This is a genomic window from Kitasatospora sp. NPDC092039 (genome assembly GCF_044756065.1).
GTDB lineage: Bacteria > Actinomycetota > Actinomycetes > Streptomycetales > Streptomycetaceae > Kitasatospora.
The window spans coordinates 218,778-234,963 of the sequence record NZ_JBIVSD010000008.1; the positions used below are offsets into that span (position 1 = coordinate 218,778).

At 74.5% G+C, this 16,186-nt stretch carries 13 protein-coding genes; 6 read left to right on the plus strand and 7 right to left on the minus strand.

Annotation, left to right across the window (positions count from 1 at the left end; genetic code table 11):
• Positions 1–462: 462 nt before the first annotated feature.
• Positions 463–855 carry an SCO5389 family protein gene (locus ACIQI7_RS18335; RefSeq protein WP_387750338.1) on the plus strand — a complete coding sequence of 131 codons (393 nt, stop codon included), beginning with the start codon at positions 463–465 and terminating at the stop codon, positions 853–855.
• A 75-nt stretch (positions 856–930) separates the two neighbouring features.
• On the opposite strand, the gene ACIQI7_RS18340 is transcribed toward ACIQI7_RS18335, so the two are convergent.
• Positions 931–2,079: an LLM class flavin-dependent oxidoreductase gene (locus ACIQI7_RS18340; RefSeq protein ID WP_401111062.1), complete on the minus strand. Its 1,149-nt coding sequence runs from the start codon at positions 2,077–2,079 to the stop codon at positions 931–933.
• Positions 2,080–2,469: 390 nt separating this feature from the next.
• Between ACIQI7_RS18340 and ACIQI7_RS18345 the strand changes: the two genes are divergently transcribed.
• On the plus strand, positions 2,470–2,793 hold the full coding sequence (locus ACIQI7_RS18345; RefSeq protein WP_401110865.1) for an ATP/GTP-binding protein: 324 nt from the start codon (positions 2,470–2,472) through the stop codon (positions 2,791–2,793).
• Between the two features lie 20 nt (positions 2,794–2,813).
• On the opposite strand, the gene ACIQI7_RS18350 is transcribed toward ACIQI7_RS18345, so the two are convergent.
• Entirely contained in the window at positions 2,814–3,581 is a 768-nt protein-coding gene (locus ACIQI7_RS18350; RefSeq protein ID WP_401110868.1) for an ABC transporter permease subunit, read from the minus strand.
• A 1-nt stretch (position 3,582) separates the two neighbouring features.
• The gene (locus ACIQI7_RS18355) at positions 3,583–4,587 is read right to left on the minus strand and encodes an ABC transporter ATP-binding protein (protein ID WP_401110871.1); all 1,005 of its coding nucleotides are present in this window, start codon (positions 4,585–4,587) and stop codon (positions 3,583–3,585) included.
• A gap of 312 nt (positions 4,588–4,899) precedes the next feature.
• Between ACIQI7_RS18355 and ACIQI7_RS18360 the strand changes: the two genes are divergently transcribed.
• Both ACIQI7_RS18360 and ACIQI7_RS18365 read left to right on the plus strand, forming a co-directional pair.
• Positions 4,900–5,697 (plus strand): alpha/beta fold hydrolase, encoded by a 798-nt coding sequence (locus ACIQI7_RS18360; RefSeq protein WP_401110874.1) that lies wholly within the window; start codon positions 4,900–4,902, stop codon positions 5,695–5,697.
• A complete protein-coding gene (locus ACIQI7_RS18365; protein ID WP_387750350.1) occupies positions 5,694–6,014 on the plus strand; it encodes a hypothetical protein in 321 nt (106 codons plus the stop codon). Before ACIQI7_RS18360 ends, ACIQI7_RS18365 begins: the two co-directional genes overlap by 4 nt.
• 114 nt (positions 6,015–6,128) lie before the next feature.
• On the opposite strand, the gene ACIQI7_RS18370 is transcribed toward ACIQI7_RS18365, so the two are convergent.
• The 3 genes from ACIQI7_RS18370 to mce all read right to left on the minus strand — a co-directional run bounded on the left by ACIQI7_RS18370 (position 6,129) and on the right by mce (position 13,085).
• On the minus strand, positions 6,129–7,058 hold the full coding sequence (locus ACIQI7_RS18370; RefSeq protein ID WP_387750353.1) for a cellulose-binding protein: 930 nt from the start codon (positions 7,056–7,058) through the stop codon (positions 6,129–6,131).
• Between the two features lie 117 nt (positions 7,059–7,175).
• The gene (locus ACIQI7_RS18375) at positions 7,176–12,134 is read right to left on the minus strand and encodes a hypothetical protein (protein WP_401110876.1); all 4,959 of its coding nucleotides are present in this window, start codon (positions 12,132–12,134) and stop codon (positions 7,176–7,178) included.
• A 510-nt stretch (positions 12,135–12,644) separates the two neighbouring features.
• Positions 12,645–13,085: a methylmalonyl-CoA epimerase gene (gene mce, locus ACIQI7_RS18380; RefSeq protein WP_401110879.1), complete on the minus strand. Its 441-nt coding sequence runs from the start codon at positions 13,083–13,085 to the stop codon at positions 12,645–12,647.
• A 243-nt stretch (positions 13,086–13,328) separates the two neighbouring features.
• On the opposite strand from mce, the gene ACIQI7_RS18385 reads away from it, so the two are divergent.
• Both ACIQI7_RS18385 and meaB read left to right on the plus strand, forming a co-directional pair.
• Positions 13,329–14,522 carry an acetyl-CoA C-acetyltransferase gene (locus tag ACIQI7_RS18385; protein WP_387750361.1) on the plus strand — a complete coding sequence of 398 codons (1,194 nt, stop codon included), beginning with the start codon at positions 13,329–13,331 and terminating at the stop codon, positions 14,520–14,522.
• An 86-nt stretch (positions 14,523–14,608) separates the two neighbouring features.
• Positions 14,609–15,565, plus strand: coding sequence for a methylmalonyl Co-A mutase-associated GTPase MeaB (gene meaB / locus ACIQI7_RS18390; RefSeq protein ID WP_387750364.1), 957 nt, complete (start codon positions 14,609–14,611; stop codon positions 15,563–15,565).
• A 94-nt stretch (positions 15,566–15,659) separates the two neighbouring features.
• Here meaB and ACIQI7_RS18395 read toward each other — a convergent pair whose 3' ends face one another.
• Positions 15,660–16,175, minus strand: a complete 516-nt coding sequence (locus tag ACIQI7_RS18395; RefSeq protein ID WP_387750366.1) for a MarR family winged helix-turn-helix transcriptional regulator — start codon at positions 16,173–16,175, stop codon at positions 15,660–15,662.
• Positions 16,176–16,186: the final 11 nt, after the last annotated feature.

Sequence of the window (16,186 nt, forward strand, 5' to 3'; positions counted from 1 at the left end):
CCAGGGCCAGTTGATGCGATTCCGCGACGGCAGGGTGAAGAAACCGCGAACCCGGCCAACATTGAGGTCCTGTGGTCCCGCCGCCGCCCCGTCGAGGTCTGGCGCCCCCACCCACGAGTCGCTACGGTGTGTGACGGCACGCTCGCGGGATCGCTGTCAACGGGGATGGAGACTTCAGATGAACGATCCGACGGGATCCGGCCAATCTGGTGCACCGCAACATATTTCCCAAGCAATCCGAAGGAATGACCGGCCTGCCACGCCGTTGACTGCCACGCTGTTCTGAGCGCGTTCGGTGTCCAGGGCGTCACGTCCCGTGGTGCCACCGCGGTCGCGAAGGCGCCGGAAACCCCTGTCCCTCGGTGTTCCGGACGCCCCACGCGCATTCGCCACCCTCACTGTGAGCTTGACCTACGCACGACCACCCGGGCGCCGCGCGGGTGGACCGCGAGAGGAGAATCCATGTCGCTCGACGTCTCACCGGCCCTGCTGGAAAAGGCCGAGCGGGGCGAGGTCGACGAGCGGGAATTCGTCGACTGCGTCCGCGTCTCGCTGCCGTACGCCTGGGACCTGATCAGTTCCCTGGTCGCCCAGGCGAAGGTCGACGGCACCGACTTCGCCGACAACCAGGTACCACCGCCCAGCGAGCAGGCCCGCGGCCAGCTGCTGCGCGCCCTCGCCAGCGACGCCATCCGGGGCGCCCTCCAGCGCCACTTCGGGGTCCGGCTGGCCTTCCAGAACTGTCACCGGGTGGCGGTGTTCCTGCCGTCGGAGCCCAACGAGGCGCGGTACGACCGCTTCACCTCGGTCCGGGAGCAGCTGCTCAACCAGTCCGAGGAACTGCGGGACTGCTGACCCCGCTGCGGCTCCGGCCGCCCCCGTCCCCCGGTCAGGGGGGAGGGGCGGCGGCCCGGGCCCGCGCCCGCTCGCTCAGCCCAGTTGCGGCAGCACCTCGGAGCCGAGCCGGGCGATGTTGTGCAGGGTGGCCTCCTGGTCGCCGCTGCCCTCCGCGAGCAGCGCGAAGCGGCGGATGCCGGTGCGCTCGGCGGTGGCCAGCAGCCGGTCGGCGCACTGCCGCGGGGTGCCCACCGCGTGCAGGTCGCAGAGCAGTTCGGTGTACTGGCGCGGGTCGCGCATCCTGCGCTCGCGGCCGTCCACGGTGCGGTGGGCGCCGAGCCCGTACTCGAACCAGCCGGGCATCGCGCCCAGCAGCGTGGACCGGGCCGCCGCGGCGCGGTCGTCGACCTGGGCCACGCCGGCCGCGACGTGCTGGCGGGCGATCCGGCGCAGCTGCTCCTCGCCGCGACCGGCGGCCAGCCAGGCGGTCCGGTACAGCTCCAGCATCCGCAGCTTGTCGTCGTCCCCGGAGTGCATGCCGAGCAGCATCGGCAGGCCGCGCTCGGCGGCCAGCCGCACCCCGCCCGGCGAGGTGCAGGCGACCACCACGGGCGGGCCGGCCACCGGCAGCCCGGCGGCGGTGAGCTCCTCGCCGAGGCCCTCGTCGTCCCGGCGCTGGCGCGGGAAGCGCACCGGGCCGGACCGTTCGCCGAGGCCGAGCCAGCTGCTCAGGCCGGGCCGCCGCACCGGTTCGGCGGCCCGGGGCACCACCGCGACCTCGGGGAAGGCGAACTGCGGGCCGTCCGCGCCCACCCGGGAGCCGCGCAGCCAGCGCAGCAGGAGGTCCAGCCGCTCCGGGAAGCCGTTCTCGAAGGCGTCCACCCCGCCGCCGAACACGTCCAGGTCGATCCACGGCCCGCCGCGCCCCACTCCGAGCGTGAACCGCCCGCCGGAGGTGAGGTGCAGCAGCGCGGCCTGTTCGCCGAGGCCCACCGGGTGGCGGGTGGAGAGCACGCTGACCGCCGTGCCGACGCCGATCCGGCGGGTGCGGCCGAGCAGCATCGCGGCCAGCGTCGCGGCGTCCGGGCACACCCCGTACGGCACGAAGTGGTGCTCGGCCAGCCAGACGCTGTCCAGGCCCGCGCGTTCGGCCTCGACGGCGGAGCGGACGGTGCGCTCCAGCGCCTCGCCGTGGCTCTGCCCGGGGAACTGCGCGGACAGCTGGAACAGTCCGACCCGCAGCGGGCCGGTGGCCGGGGGCAGCGCGCCCGCCCGCTGGGTCGCCGGCAGCGGCTCGCCCGCCACGGCCGTCACCGGGGGGACGGCGGTCAGCGTCGGACCGGGGGCGGGTGGCCGGACCCCGACGGGCCGGCCGCTCTCGGCGCGGGCGCTGGTCTCGCTCATCGTTGGTCCTCCTCGGGTGCGCGCAGGGTCTGCGGGCCCCGCCTTCTCCCCTTGTGGGTATCCGATGTCATGTGCCAATGGCACGCGGAACCCCGGATTTCCCCGATGATCGGGTGGATCTCGGCAAAAACCCCGGAGCGTCGGACGGGGCCGTGGTAGTGGCCGTGCGGTAGCCCGGCCGGCCGTAGGCTGGAACGATCCAGAGCCCAGGAGGAGAGGGAGTCCGCCGTGTCGCCGCGCCGCAACCGGATCAAGAGCGCCGCCCCCCGCGAGAGCGTGGAGCCGGCCGCCCCGCTCGGCGGTTCGCTGCGCCGCACCGAGAGCTACCAGGGCGACGACTGGGTGGTCCAGACGGTGGCCGGGACGGCGGGGCGGTTCTACCGCTGCCCGGGCTGCGACCAGGAGATCCCGCCGGGGACGGGCCACGTGGTGGCCTGGCCGATGCACGGCGCGGGAGTGGACGACCGGCGGCACTGGCACCGGGCCTGCTGGGGAGCGCGGGAGCGCCGGGCCTCCAACGTGCTGCGGGGCCGCGGCGCTCCGCGGTACTGACGGTCCTTCCGCCGGGCCGGCTACGCGTCGCGCCTCCCGAGCACCAGCGCGCCGCCGACCAGCGCCGCCGCCGTCCAGGCGAGGCAGATCAGGAAGCCGGTCCACGGCCCGTACGGCTGGCCGTGCTGCTCGTACACCAGGAGCATCCGCGAGCCCGCGTAGTCGGGGAAGTAGTGGGCCAGGGTCTTGACCTTCGGCACCGCCGAGAGGATCGGCGAGAGCAGGAAGAAGAACGGCACCAGCACGCCGAGCGCGAGCGTCTGGTTGTGCAGCATCGTGGTGACGCCCGCCGAGAACAGGCAGAGCATCGTCAGGTACAGCGCGGCCCCGAACACCGCCCGCAGCACGTTCGGCTCGCCGATCGTGGTGGAGTGCGAGCCGAGCAGCGCCTGGCCGACGAAGAAGGTGACGAAGGCCGTCACCAGCGAGACCGCCAGGGCCAGCGCGCCGAGCACCGCCGCCTTGCCGGTGAGCAGGGTGGCGCGCTGGGGAACGGCGGCCAGGGTGACCCGGATCATGCCGGTGCTGTACTCGTTGCCGATCGCCAGCACGCCGAAGACGATGATCGCCAGCTCGCCGAGCATGATGCCGGAGAAGGACGTCCCGGTGGCGTCGAACGTGGACTGGTCGTTCCGGCGGAACTCGCCGAAGTTGTTGTTGGTGAGCAGGGACAGCAGCGCGCCGATGCCGACCGTGACGACGAAGGTCAGCGCGAGCGTCCAGACCGTCGAGCGGACGCTGCGGATCTTCGTCCACTCGGAGCGCAGGATCGCCGGGAAGGACGTCATGTCAGTTCTCCTCCTGCCGTGCCGTGCCCGTCTTCCGGGTACTGTCCGCCTTCCAGCCGGCGCCCCACTCGGCGGCCGCGCCGGCCGCGTCCCGGCCCGGTCCGTCGCCCGCGTGGTACTCCACCGAGTCGGCCGTCATCTGCATGAACGCCTCCTCCAGCGAGGCCTGCTGCGGGCTGAGCTCGTGCAGCACCACGCCGTTCCCGGCGAACAGTTCGCCGAGCCGCGCGATGTCCCCGTCGACCACCTCGTAGGAGCCGTCCGGGCCCGGCTCGTGCCGCAGGCCGGCCTCGGCCAGCACGTCCAGCAGCCGCTCGGGCTCCGGGCTGCGCAGCCGTACGGCGGAGCGGGAGTTGCGCCGGATGAAGTCCGGCATCGACAGGTCGGCGAGCAGCCGGCCCCGGCCGATGACCACCAGGTGGTCGGCGGTGACGGCCATCTCGCTCATCAGGTGGGAGGAGACGAAGACGGTGCGGCCCTCGGCGGCGAGGCGCTTCATCAGGTTGCGGATCCAGAGGATGCCCTCCGGGTCCAGGCCGTTGACCGGCTCGTCGAACATGACGATCTCCGGGTCGCCGAGCAGGGCGGAGGCGATGCCCAGGCGCTGGCCCATGCCGAGGGAGAAGCCGCGGGCCCGCTTGCGGGCCACCGGGGTGAGGCCGACCAGGGCGAGCACCTCGTCCACCCGGCGCTCGGGGATGCGGTTGCTCTGGGCGAGCCAGAGCAGGTGGTCCCGGGCGGTGCGGCCGGGGTGGACGGCCTTGGCCTCCAGCAGCGCGCCGATGTACTTGAGGGGCTCGCGGAGCTGCCCGTAGCGCTTGCCGTCGATGGTGACCCGGCCGGCGGTCGGGCGGTCGAGGTCGAGGATCATGCGCATGGTGGTGGACTTGCCGGCGCCGTTGGGGCCGAGGAAGCCGGTCACCACGCCCCGGGGCACCTGGAAGCTGAGCCGGTCCACCGCGAGCGTCTTGCCGTAACGTTTTGTCAGGTCGTGCAACTCGATCATTCGCGCTCCCTCAGTTCCCTGCCAGGCTAGGACATGTCCGACATCCGGCGGCGGATCAGCGCGGGCCCCGGCGGGAATTGCCGGGCGGCGCTCGGGACAAAGGGGGTATCGCGGCCCGCTGAGTGGGCCCGCCGGGCGTGCCGGAATAGGTTGGGCGCATGAGCGAGCGGAGCGAGCGAATCATCGAGAGGCGCGCGTGGGCGAATGCCCCTGCCGAGCGAGGCGAGGTGGGCGCATGAGTGAGCGGAGCGAGCGAATCGTCGAGAGGTGCGCGTGGGCGAATGCCCCTGCCGAGCGAAGCGAGGTGGGCGCATGAGTCGGCTCCCCTCCGCAGTGTCGGTCCGCGAGAGCGGTACCGGAACACCACTCCTGCTGCTGCACGCCTTTCCGTTGAACGCCTCGATGTGGTCGTCCCAACTGGACGCGCTGCCCGGCCTGACCGGGGACGAAGCGCGGGTGCTCGCCCCGTACCAGCGGGGGTTCGGCGGCACCGCGCTGGGCGACGACGAACCCTCGCTGGACCGGGTCGCGGACGACCTCGCGCTGCTGCTGGACGCGGCCGGGATCGGGCGCGCGGTGGTCGGCGGGCTCTCCATGGGCGGCTACGTGGCGCTGGCCTTCGCCCGCCGCCACCCCGACCGGCTGTCCGGCCTGCTGCTGGCCAACACCCGGGCCACCGCCGACACCGACGCGGCGCGGGCCAACCGGGAGCGGATCGCCGCCGCCGTCACCGCGCGGGACAGCGTGCGGCTGCTGCTGGACGAGCACGTCGCGGCCGGACAGCTCGGACCGGACTCGCAGCACCTGGTGGAGCGGGTGGAGGCGATGGTCGCCGCCGCGCCGCCGGCCGCCGTCGCCTGGGCCCAGCGGGCCATGGCGGCCCGCCCGGACTCCCTGGACGTGCTGGCCGGGCTGCGGGTGCCGGTCGCGGTCGTGGCGGGCGCCCAGGACGCCCTGGTGGCGCCGGAGGAGGCCGCCACGATGCTGCGGGCCCGCCCGGACGCCGAGCTGACCGTGCTGCCCGGGGTGGGCCACCTGAGCGCCCTGGAGGCGCCCGAGGCCTTCGACGCCGTCGTGCGCACCCTGCTCGCCCGGGCGGCCGCCGGATGAGCCAGGAGAGCCAGGACGCGGCGGCCTGGGACTTCTCGGCGCTGGAGGTGACCGGCCGGATGCCGCTGACCAACCGGGGCGAGGGGCTGCTCGAACTGACCCTCGAACCCCTCGGCGAGGACTACTGGATGCGCCCGGGGGAGACCTTCATCGTCACCTCGTACGGCGACTACGGGCCCGGACACCCCTTCGAGGTGCAGTACTGGCCGGACTCGGTGTCGGTCTGGTGCACCTCCTGGTTCGGCACCGTCTCGGACGACGAGGGCAACCAGCTCAGCAGCGGGCACCAGCGGCCGGACGGCGCCTACCCGCGGTAGGGCCCCCTCCTCGGCGGGCCGCAGAAGTGCCCGAGGTGATGACGGGGCGACAGCCGACAGGCCCTCACCCGGGCGGGTGAGGGCCTGTGGTGCTGCCGCGCGGTCCTGCCGGCGTCAGCGCGACTGCTGGGCGGGCACGCCCATGGTGTCGTCGTTCGGCAGCGAGGCGGCGGCCACGGCCGCGCCGGTCAGCGTCGCCAGCATCTCGCGGACGTTGGTCAGCTGGGCGTTGATGCTGTCGCGGCGGTTGGTGAGCGCCGCCAGTTCGCGCTCGGACTCGCTGCGGATGCGGTCGGCCTTGGCGTTGGCGTCGGCCACGATGTCCTCGGACTGGCGCTGGGCCGTCTCGACGGTCTGACGGGCGCGGCGCTCGGCGTCGGTGCGCAGCTTCTCCGCCTCCAGGCGCAGCTGCTCGGCCCGGTGCTCGATCTCGGCCAGGCGCTTCTCGGCCTTGGCCTGACGGGCGGCGAGGTCGCGCTCGGACTGCTCGCGGCGCTTGGCCAGGTTGGTCTCGAACTCCAGCGCGGCCTGGGCGGCCTTGGTACGGGTGTCCTCGAAGAGGGCGTCCGCCTCCTCGCGCTTGTTCTGGGCGTCCTTGTTGGCCTCGGCGCGCAGCTGGGCGGCGTCGCTCTTGGCCTTGTCGACGATCCGCAGCCCCTCGTCCTCCGCCTTGGCCTTGCGGTCCTTGGCGTAGTTCTCGGCCTCGGTGCGGACCTGCTGGGCGGCGGCCTCGGCGAGCTCGCGGTGCTGCTCGGCGGCGCGGTGCGCCTCGTCGCGCAGGTCCTTGGCCTCCTCCTCGGCGAGCCGCAGGATCTTCTCGACCCGGGCGCCGAGACCGGCGTAGGAGGGCTCGGCCTCGACGACCGCCGCCTGAGCGGTCTGGGTCTCCAGGTGGAGTTCCTCGATGCGCTTCTCCAGCGCGCTGATCCGGGTCAGGGCACTGTCACGGTCGGCCACCAGCTTGGTGATCCGCTCGTCGACCTGGGCGCGCTCGTACCCACGGCGCACCAGGTCGAAGCCGTGAGGGGAGTGACTGTCGCTCATGGGGTTCTGGGCTTCCTGTCGTCAAACCGCTGAGGTGGTTGAGGGAATCCTGACACGGTACCGGAGTGTCGACGGCTGTACGCCGTTCTCTCACGGACAATGACCGCCAATGTCCGCTCAATCGGGTGGTGAGCTCTTGGAGCGATTGCCACCCGACCGGGGGGAGCCAACTCCGGCACCGGCCTTGGCACCCCCGTCCTTCTTGGTGTTGCTTCCCCCGTTGGCCTGGGCGACCGGTGACGGTGCCTCGAACGCCTCCAGGGCGGACAGCACGTCCTGGACCCTGGAGATCTCGGTGTTGATGTCCTTGCGGCGGCGCACCAGTTCGTCCAGCTCGCGCCGGCCCTCGTCGGTGACCCGCTTCGCCTCGGCCTTCGCCTCGGCGAGCAGCCGCTCGGCCTCCGCCTTGGCCAGCTCGACCTGCTCGTCCGCGGCCTCGTCGGCGTCCCGCAGCCGCTTCTCCGCCTCGGCGGCGGCCCGGTCCAGCCGCTCCTCGGCCTCGGCCTCGGACGACCGCAGCTTGGCCTCGGCCTTGACGATGAGCGCCTCGGCGCGGCTGGTGGAGTCGGCGAGCTTGGTCTCCGCCTCCTTCAGCAGGCCCTCGGCCTTGCGGACGGCGGAGATCCGGACCTTGCTCGCCTCCGCGGAGGCCTCCGACGTCAGCTCGGCCGCGCGGTCCTCGGCCGCGGCGACCAGGGCCGCCGCGCGGTCCTCGGCCTCGGCGACGGTGGCCACCGCCTGCTCCTCGGCCTCGGTCAGCTGCTCCTGGGCGGCCGTCACCAGCGCGTCCACCCGCTCGCCGGCCGACTTCATGGCCGCCGCGTTCTCCTTGCGGGCGCGCTCGTGCAGGGCCTCGACCTCGGCGTCGGTGCGCTCGCGCAGCTCCTCGGCGCGCTCGCGGATCGCGGTGGCGTCCCGGCGGGCCTCGGCGAGCAGGGCGTCCGCGTCGGAGCGGCCCTTCTCGACCTCGGCCTGACCGGCCGCCTCGCCGGCGGCGACCAGCCGGTCGGCCTCCTTGCGGGCGGCGGCGACCATCGCGTCCGCCTGCTCCTCCGCGGCGGCGGTGGTCGCCAGCGCGGTGGTCTGGGCGTCCTCGCCGAGCGCCTCGGCGTCCGCGAAGGCCTTCTCCAGAACGGACTTGGCCTGTTCGCGGGTGGCCTTGTCGAACTGCTCGGCGGCCTCCCGGGTCTCCGCGTCGTAGGCGTCGGCGCGCGCGTGGGTGGCGGAGTCGTACTCGTCGGCCAGGGTGCGGGTGGCGAGGGCGTACTCCTCGGCCTCGGCGCGCAGACCGGCCGCCAGCTCCTCGGCGTCGGCGATGCTGCGGGCGCCCTGGGCCTCGGCCTCGGCGACCGTACGGGCGGCCTGCGCCTCGGCGTCGGCGCGCAGCTGCTCGGCGGCCTCCTGGGCGGCGCGCAGCTCGGCCTCGGCGTCCGCGCGCAGCTGCTCGTCGTAGGCCCGGGCCTCGGCGCGGCGGCGGCCGAGCTCGTTCTCGACGGCCTCCCGCTCGGCGGCCAGCTCCAGCTCGGTCTGCTCGCGCAGGGCGGTGGTCTCGGCCTCGGTGCGGGCGCGCAGGTCGGCGGTCTCGCGGTCGACGAGCTCGCGCTGCTCGGTGGTCTCGCGCTCGACCAGGGCGCGCAGCTCGGTGACGTACGCGTCGGCGGCCTCGCGCTGCTCGGTGGTCTCGCGCTCGGCGAGGACGCGCAGCTCGGTGGCGTCCTGCTCGGCGGCCTCGCGGACCTCGGCGGCCTCCTGCTCGGCGGCGGCCCTGAGCGCGGCGATCTGCTCGGCGGCGGCCTCGTGCATGCCGGCCACCGACTGGCGGACCTCGGCGGCCTCCTCCTCGGCGGCCGCCACCAGCTCGGCGCCCTCGGCCTTGGCGGCGGCGATCAGCTCGGCGCGGTCGGCCTTGGCCTGCTCCAGCTCGGCGGCGGCCTCGGCGCGGATGCCGTCGGCGGTGGCGCGGGCCTCGGACAGCTCGCGGCCGGCCTCCGCCCGGACGGTCCCGGCCTGCTCGTTGGCCAGGGCCAGTTCGGCGGCGGCCTTCTCGCGGGTGGCCTTGGCGTCCTTGGCGGCCTCGGCGCGGCGTTGCTCGGCGGTCGCCTCGGCGCGCGCCAGCACCTCGTCGGCGGCGGTGCGCTGCTCGGCGGCGTAGGCGTCGACGGCCTCGCGGACCTGGACGTTGTAGGCGTCGGCCTGCTCGCGGACCTCGGCGCTGTAGGCGTCGGCGGCCTGGCGGACCTCGGCGGTCTCCACCGCGGTGCGTTCGGTGAGGTCGGTGGCCTGCTGTTCGGCCTCGGTGCGGACGCGGTCGGCGTAGGCCTCGGCGGCCTCGCGCTGCTGGGTGGTCTCGCACTGGGCGAGGGCCCGCAGCTCCTCGGCGGCCTGCTCGGCCTCCGCCCGGGTCTCCGCGGCGTAGGTGTCGGCGGTGGTGCGCTGCTCGGCGGCGTAGGCGTCGACGGCCTCGCGGACCTGGACGTTGTAGGCGTCGGCCTGCTCGCGGACCTCGGCGCTGTAGGCGTCGGCGGCCTGGCGGACCTCGGCGCTGTGCTGGTCGGCCGCCTCGCGGACCTCGGCGCTGTGCTGGTCGGCCGCCTCGCGGACCTCGGCGGTCTCCGCCGCGGTGCGTTCGGTGAGGTCGGTGGCGTGCTGTTCGGCCTCGGTGCGGACGCGGTCGGCGTAGGCCTCGGCGGCCTCGCGCTGCTGGGCGGTCTCGCGCTGGGCGAGGGCGCGCAGTTCCCCGGCGGCCTGCTCGGCCTCCGCGAGGGTCTCCGCGGCGGCCCGCTCGGCCTGCTCGCGGGCGGCCTCGGCGGCGTCCAGGTGTTCGGCGGTCTCCTCGCGCTCCCGGCGCAGCCCGTCGGCGGCCTCCTCGCGCTCGCGCCGGCTCTCCTCGCGCAGCGCGTCGGCGGCCGCCTCGGCCTCGGCCCGGGTCCGGGCGGCCTCGGTGTCGGCCTCGGTGCGCACCCGCTCGGCGTCGGCCACCGCGGCGTCCCGGACGGCGTTCGCCTCGGCCTGCGCCTCGGTGGTCAGGGCCTCCGCGGCGGCGGTCGCCTCGGCGCGCACCCGCTGGTCGAACTCGGTTGCTTCGCGCCGGAGTTCGGCGGTCTCACGCTCGGCGGCGGCCCGGTTCTCGGCGGCCGCGGCCTTGGCGGCGGCGAGCGCGTCCTGGCCCTGCTGCTCGGCGGCCTCGGTGATCTTCCCGGCCTCGGCGCGGGCCCGGGCCAGGGTCTGCTCGGCCCGGCCCTGGGTCTCGGCGGCCTGCTCCTGGGCCTGCGCGCGCAGCCGCTCGATCTCCCCGGCGGCACCCGCGCGCAGCTCGTCCGCGTCGGCCTTGGCCTTGGTGAGCAGCTCCTCGGCGTTCTTCGCCGACTCCTCGATCTGGACCACGGCCTGGCGGCGGGCCTCGCCGCGCACCCGGTCGGCCTCGGCGGCGGCCTGGGCGCGCAGCTCCTCGGCCTCGGCGCGCAGCCGGGCCGCCTCGTCCTGCATCCGCTCGATCCGCTCGCGGATCGCGGCGGCGTCGTCCAGGGCGGCGTTCTGCGCCTGCTCCACGGCGGCCTGGGCCTGCTCGCGCAGCCGCTGCGCCTCGGCGGCGGCCTCGGCGCGGATCCGCTCGGCCTCGGCGGCGGCCTCGCTGCGCGCGGTCTCGGCGTCCTGGTTGGCCCGGCCGAGCACCTCCTCGGCGGTCTTGGCGGCCTTGGCGAGGTGGACGGTGGCGTCCTTGGCGCCGGCCGCCCGGCCCGCCTCCTCGGCCTCGCCGCGCAGCCGCTGGGCGTCGGCCCGGGCCTGCGCGCGCAGTTCGGCGACGTCCCGTTCGGCCAGGGCGCGCAGTTCGGCGATCGCCGCCTCGGCCTCGGCCTTCAGCTCGGCGGCCACCGATTCGGCGGTGGCCCGCAGCCGCTCGCTCTCCTCGGCCGCGGCGGCCTTGGCGGCGTCGGCCTCGGCCTGCTTGGTGGAGGCCTCCGCGCGGACGGCCTCGGCCTCGGCGCGGATCGCCGAGGCCTCCTTGGTGGCCTGGGCGACCATCCGGGCGACCTCGGCCCGGGCGGTCTGCGAGCGCTGCTCGTTGGCGGCCTCGCCGTCGGCGACCTTGCGTTCGGCGGCGGCCTCGGCGTCGGCCTGGAGCTGCTCGGCGGCCCGCTCGGCCTGGGCGCGCAGCTCGGCGGCCTCGCGGCGGGTGCGCTCCGCCTCGGCGATCGCCTCGGCGCGCAGCCGCTCTATCTCGGCCTTGGCCGCGGCGAGCTGCTGCTCGGCGCGGGCCTGCTCGGCGGCGGCCTGGGTCTTGAGCCGGCCGATCTCGGCCTGGGCGGCGGCCAGCTGTCCCTCGGCGGCGGCGTGCGCGGCGGCCAGCTGCTGCTGGGCCTCCCCGCGGGCGGCGTCCACGTCGGCGGCGGCCTGGGCGCCGGCCTGCTGGGCCTGCTCGGAGGCGGCGCGCAGCAGCCGCTCGGCGTCGCTCTGGGCCCGCTGCAGGGCGGCCTCGGCGGCGGCGTGGGCCTCGCCGCGGGCGGCGTCCACGTCGGCGGCGGTCTGGGCGCGGGCGTGGTCGGAGAGGGCGACGGCCTCCGCGCGGGCGGCGGCGACCATCCGCTCGGCCTCGGCGCGGGCCTCCTGGAGCAGCCGCTGGGCCTCCTGCTCGGAGCCGACCCTGGTCTGCTCGGCCCAGCCGTTGACGTGCTGCTCGGCGGAGCGGCGCAGCTCGGCGAGCTCGTCCTCCAGCTGGCGGCGGCGGGCTGCGAGGTCGGCCTCCAGCCGGGCGGTGCGCTCGGCGGCCTCGGCCATGATCCGCTGGGTGGCGGCCTGGGAGTCGCGCAGCTGGCGCTCGGCGTCGGCGCGCAGCTGCTGGGCCTGCATCTCGGCGGTGCGGAGCATCTGCTCGGCCTGGCCGGAGACGGCGTCGAAGGCGCGCGGCTGGGCGAGCATGCGGCGGGACTCGTGCAGCTTGGCCCGCAGCACCTCCACCTGGTAGGCGAGGTCCTCGGCATGCTCGACTGCCTTGTCCCGCTCCTTCCGAGTCCGACCCATCTCGGCCTCGAACTGGGAGAGGTGATCGTCAACCTCGTAGCGGTCGTTGCCCCGCACTCCGCGGTCCCATCCATCTCCTGGTCGCGTCCTCGACCCGACCGGTGCCGGGCTCCCGATACCCGGGTGCCGGTCCGACTGGTCCTTGCATCCACGGCTGGTGGACGGCTCCCCGTGGTGTCGGGGCCGCCCGCCGCGGTCGTCGGAATCCGGGGCGCGGGAGCGCGGGGGTGCCGCGTTCCCCCGTCCGAGTGGACTCCTGGGCGAACTCTTGCCTTGTGGAGAATGGTGACAGATCCGTCTTGCGACTGTTCAGCCGTGCCCGCGTTGTGGACTCCCCTTGCGACGGGCCGACCACCGGAAGGGCGGACGGGCCTGTCTTCGGCCGTGCCCGTCGCCTCCGTCCCCCGGAGCCTTCGCGCACCTGGGCATTGTAGTGGGAGCGCACTGCGGGGGAATGGCCGCAGGGGTGTTTTCCGGCTCTTCCCGCCAGGTTACTGACGGGTCATGACCGACGGGGCGTCGGCTGCCGCCGGGGCGCGCGGCGCCCCGGGGCGGTCCGGACGGGGATCAGTGCTCGTCGTGGCCCTGCCGCGCGGAGGTGACCAGCTCGGTCAGCACGCCGCCGCAGTCCTTGGGGTGCAGGAAGGTGATCCGCGAACCCATCGAGCCGATCCGCGGCTCGTCGTAGAGGACCCGGACGCCCTTGTCCCGGATGGCGGCGGCGTCGCCGTCCACGTCCGCGGTGCCGAAGGCGATGTGGTGCACGCCCTCGCCGTTCTTCTCCAGCCACTTGGCCACCGTGGAGTCGGGCCGGGTGGGCTCCAGCAGCTGGAGGTAGGAGGCGCCGCCGTCGTCGGTGCCGTTGATCCGGAGCATGGCCTCGCGGACGCCCTGCTCCTCGTTGACCTCGGAGTGGAAGACCTCGAAGCCGTAGGTGGCGCGGTAGAACTCGACCGTCTTGTCGAGGTCTCGGCAGGCGATGCCGATGTGGTCGATTCGGGTCAGCACGACGGCCTCCGGGTGATGGGGGGAAGGGTGCACCCAGTGCAGCGCATGCCCCGCGACGGACGCCAGTGCCGGACGTGCGAGCCTGCTCACACGGCGGGCGGTTCACCCGGAACGGGTCGGCACGGTGTTGACTGGACGGTGCCAGTGCGCTCGATCACACCGTCGCTCCGGTGACGGGCGGGTAACAGGTCAGTACATTGAGCGCATCCTCACCTGGCCACGACGTGCGAAGGGGCCCGTCCCATGACCAACACCACCTCTGTGATCGTTGCCGGTGCGCGGACCCCGATGGGCCGCCTGCTGGGTTCCCTCAAGGGCTTCTCCGGTGCCGAGCTCGGCGCCGTCGCGATCAAGGCGGCCCTGGAGCGGGCCGGGATCACCGGCGAGCAGGTCCAGTACGTGATCATGGGCCAGGTGCTCCAGGCCGGCGCCGGCCAGATCCCGGCGCGCCAGGCCGCCGTCAAGGCCGGCATCCCGATGAACGTCCCGGCGCTGACCGTCAACAAGGTCTGCCTCTCCGGCCTCGACGCCATCGCGCTGGCCGACCAGCTGATCCGGGCCGGTGAGTTCGACATCGTGGTGGCGGGCGGCCAGGAGTCGATGACCAACGCCCCGCACCTGCTGCCGAAGTCCCGCGAGGGCTTCAAGTACGGCGCGATCGGGATGCTCGACGCGATGGCCCACGACGGCCTCACCGACGCCTACGAGAACATTCCGATGGGCGAGTCCACCGAGAAGCACAACACCCGCCTGGGCATCCCGCGCGAGGTGCAGGACGAGATCGCCGCCGCCTCCCACCAGCGGGCCGCCAAGGCGCAGGCCGACGGGGTCTTCGACGCCGAGATCGTCCCGGTCGCCATCCCGCAGCGCAAGGGCGAGCCGGTGCTGTTCAGCCAGGACGAGGGCATCCGCGCGGACACCACCGTCGAGGGCCTCGCCAAGCTGCGCCCGGCCTTCACCAAGGACGGCACGATCACCGCCGGCACCTCCTCGCAGATCTCCGACGGCGCCGCCGCCGTGGTCGTGATGAGCAAGGCCAAGGCCGAGGAGCTGGGCCTGACCTGGATCGCCGAGATCGGGGCGCACGGCAACGTGGCCGGCCCGGACAACTCGCTGCAGTCGCAGCCGTCCAACGCGATCAAGCACGCGCTGGCCAAGGAGGGCCTGGAGGTCGCCGACCTCGACCTGATCGAGATCAACGAGGCCTTCGCGGCGGTCGCCCACCAGTCCATGAAGGACCTGGGCGTCTCCTCCGACATCGTCAACGTCAACGGCGGCGCCATCGCGCTCGGCCACCCGATCGGGATGTCCGGTGCCCGCGTGGTGCTGACCCTGGCGCTGGAGCTGCAGCGCCGCGGCGGCGGGGTCGGCGCGGCCGCGCTGTGCGGCGGCGGCGGCCAGGGCGACGCGCTGATCGTGCGCGTCCCGAAGGCCTGACCGGCCGATCCGACCTCCAGGGCTACGGACCGCCACCAGCGGTCCGTAGCCCCTTTCGGCATCTGCGTCTGCGCTAGGAGCTCCTGATGATCGATGTCGCCACGCTGGTCGAGCAGGCCCGGGAGGGCCGGCCGCGGGCGGTCGCCCGGCTGATCACGCTGGTCGAGAACGCCGCGCCGCAGCTGCGGGAGGCGATGGCCGCGCTCGCGCCGTACACCGGGCGGGCGTACACGGTGGGCCTGACCGGCTCGCCCGGGGTGGGCAAGTCCACCTCCACCTCGGCGCTGGTCTCCGCCTACCGGCGGCTCGGCAAGCGGGTCGGGGTGCTGGCCGTCGACCCGTCCTCGCCGTTCTCCGGCGGGGCGCTGCTGGGCGACCGGGTCCGGATGCAGGACCACGCCACCGACCCCGAGGTGTTCATCCGCTCGATGGCCACCCGCGGCCACCTCGGCGGGCTCTCCTGGGCGGCGCCGCAGGCGCTGCGGGTGCTGGACGCGGCCGGCTGCGAGGTGATCCTGGTCGAGACCGTCGGGGTCGGCCAGTCCGAGGTCGAGGTCGCCGCCCAGGCCGACACCACCGTGGTGCTGCTGGCCCCCGGGATGGGCGACGGCATCCAGGCCGCGAAGGCCGGGATCCTGGAGATCGGCGACCTCTTCGTGGTCAACAAGGCCGACCGGGACGGTGCCGACGCCACCGCGCGGGAGCTCAACCACATGCTGGGCCTCGGCGAGGCCCGGGAGCCGGGGGACTGGCGCCCGCCGATCGTCAAGACCGTCGCGGCCCGCGGCGAGGGCGTGGACGAGGTGGTCGAGGCGCTGGAGAAGCACCGCGCCTGGCTGGAGGAGCACGGTGAGCTCGCTGCGCGCCGCCGCCGCCGGGCCGCCGAGGAGATCGTGGCGATCGCGCTGGCCGAACTGCGCGCCCGGATCGGCGACCTGCGCGGGGACCGGCACCTGGCGGCCCTGGCCGAGCGCGTGGCCGACGGCGCCCTCGACCCGTACGGCGCGGCCGACGAACTGGTCGCCGGCTTGACCGCGAGCTGAGCCCGCGCGCGGGAAGTCGGCCGGGCCGGCCTGACCGCGCGCGGGAACGACGAAGGGCCGGTCCCGGGGGACCGGCCCTTCGGTGCGGCAGGGCCTACGGCTTGCCGCGGAGGCCGCGGAGGTGCTCGGCGATGGGGGCGAGGGCCTCGTACATCTCGTCGAGCTGCTCCGGGGTGAAGCGGTCGATGAAGTGGGCCCGGACGCTGCGCACGTGGTCCGGGGCGACCTGCTGCATGGTCTCCCAGCCGTGCTCGGTGAGGTGGGCGTAGAGGCCGCGGCGGTCGCCGGGGCACTCCTGGCGCAGGACGAGGCCGGCGTTCTCCATCCGGGTGATCTGGTGGGAGAGGCGGCTCTTCGACTGGAGGGTGGCGGTCGCGAGGTCGGTCATGCGCATCCGGCGGTCCGCGGCCTCGGAGAGCACGACCAGGATCTCGTAGTCGTTGATCGCCAGGTTGTGCGGCTGGAGTTCACGGCTGAGCTGGTACTCCAGCAGCTTGGAGACCTCCAGATGGGCGCGCCACATCCGCTGCTCCCTGGCGGTCAGCCAGGGGGTCTCCTCCCCGGGCTGCGACGGCGGGTCGTCCGCAGTGTCGATCGTGTGCGTATCCATGGGACCCAGCA

Coding starts and splice junctions, on each gene's coding strand:
- ACIQI7_RS18360 (WP_401110874.1), top strand. CDS start 4,900: ATGAGTCGGCTCCCCTCCGCAGTGTCGGTCCGCGAGAGCGGTACCGGA.
- ACIQI7_RS18365 (WP_387750350.1), top strand. CDS start 5,694: ATGAGCCAGGAGAGCCAGGACGCGGCGGCCTGGGACTTCTCGGCGCTG.
- ACIQI7_RS18335 (WP_387750338.1), top strand. CDS start 463: ATGTCGCTCGACGTCTCACCGGCCCTGCTGGAAAAGGCCGAGCGGGGC.
- ACIQI7_RS18385 (WP_387750361.1), top strand. CDS start 13,329: ATGACCAACACCACCTCTGTGATCGTTGCCGGTGCGCGGACCCCGATG.
- ACIQI7_RS18370 (WP_387750353.1), bottom strand. CDS start 7,058: ATGAGCGACAGTCACTCCCCTCACGGCTTCGACCTGGTGCGCCGTGGG.
- ACIQI7_RS18395 (WP_387750366.1), bottom strand. CDS start 16,175: ATGGATACGCACACGATCGACACTGCGGACGACCCGCCGTCGCAGCCC.
- ACIQI7_RS18350 (WP_401110868.1), bottom strand. CDS start 3,581: ATGACGTCCTTCCCGGCGATCCTGCGCTCCGAGTGGACGAAGATCCGC.
- ACIQI7_RS18355 (WP_401110871.1), bottom strand. CDS start 4,587: ATGATCGAGTTGCACGACCTGACAAAACGTTACGGCAAGACGCTCGCG.
- meaB (WP_387750364.1), top strand. CDS start 14,609: ATGATCGATGTCGCCACGCTGGTCGAGCAGGCCCGGGAGGGCCGGCCG.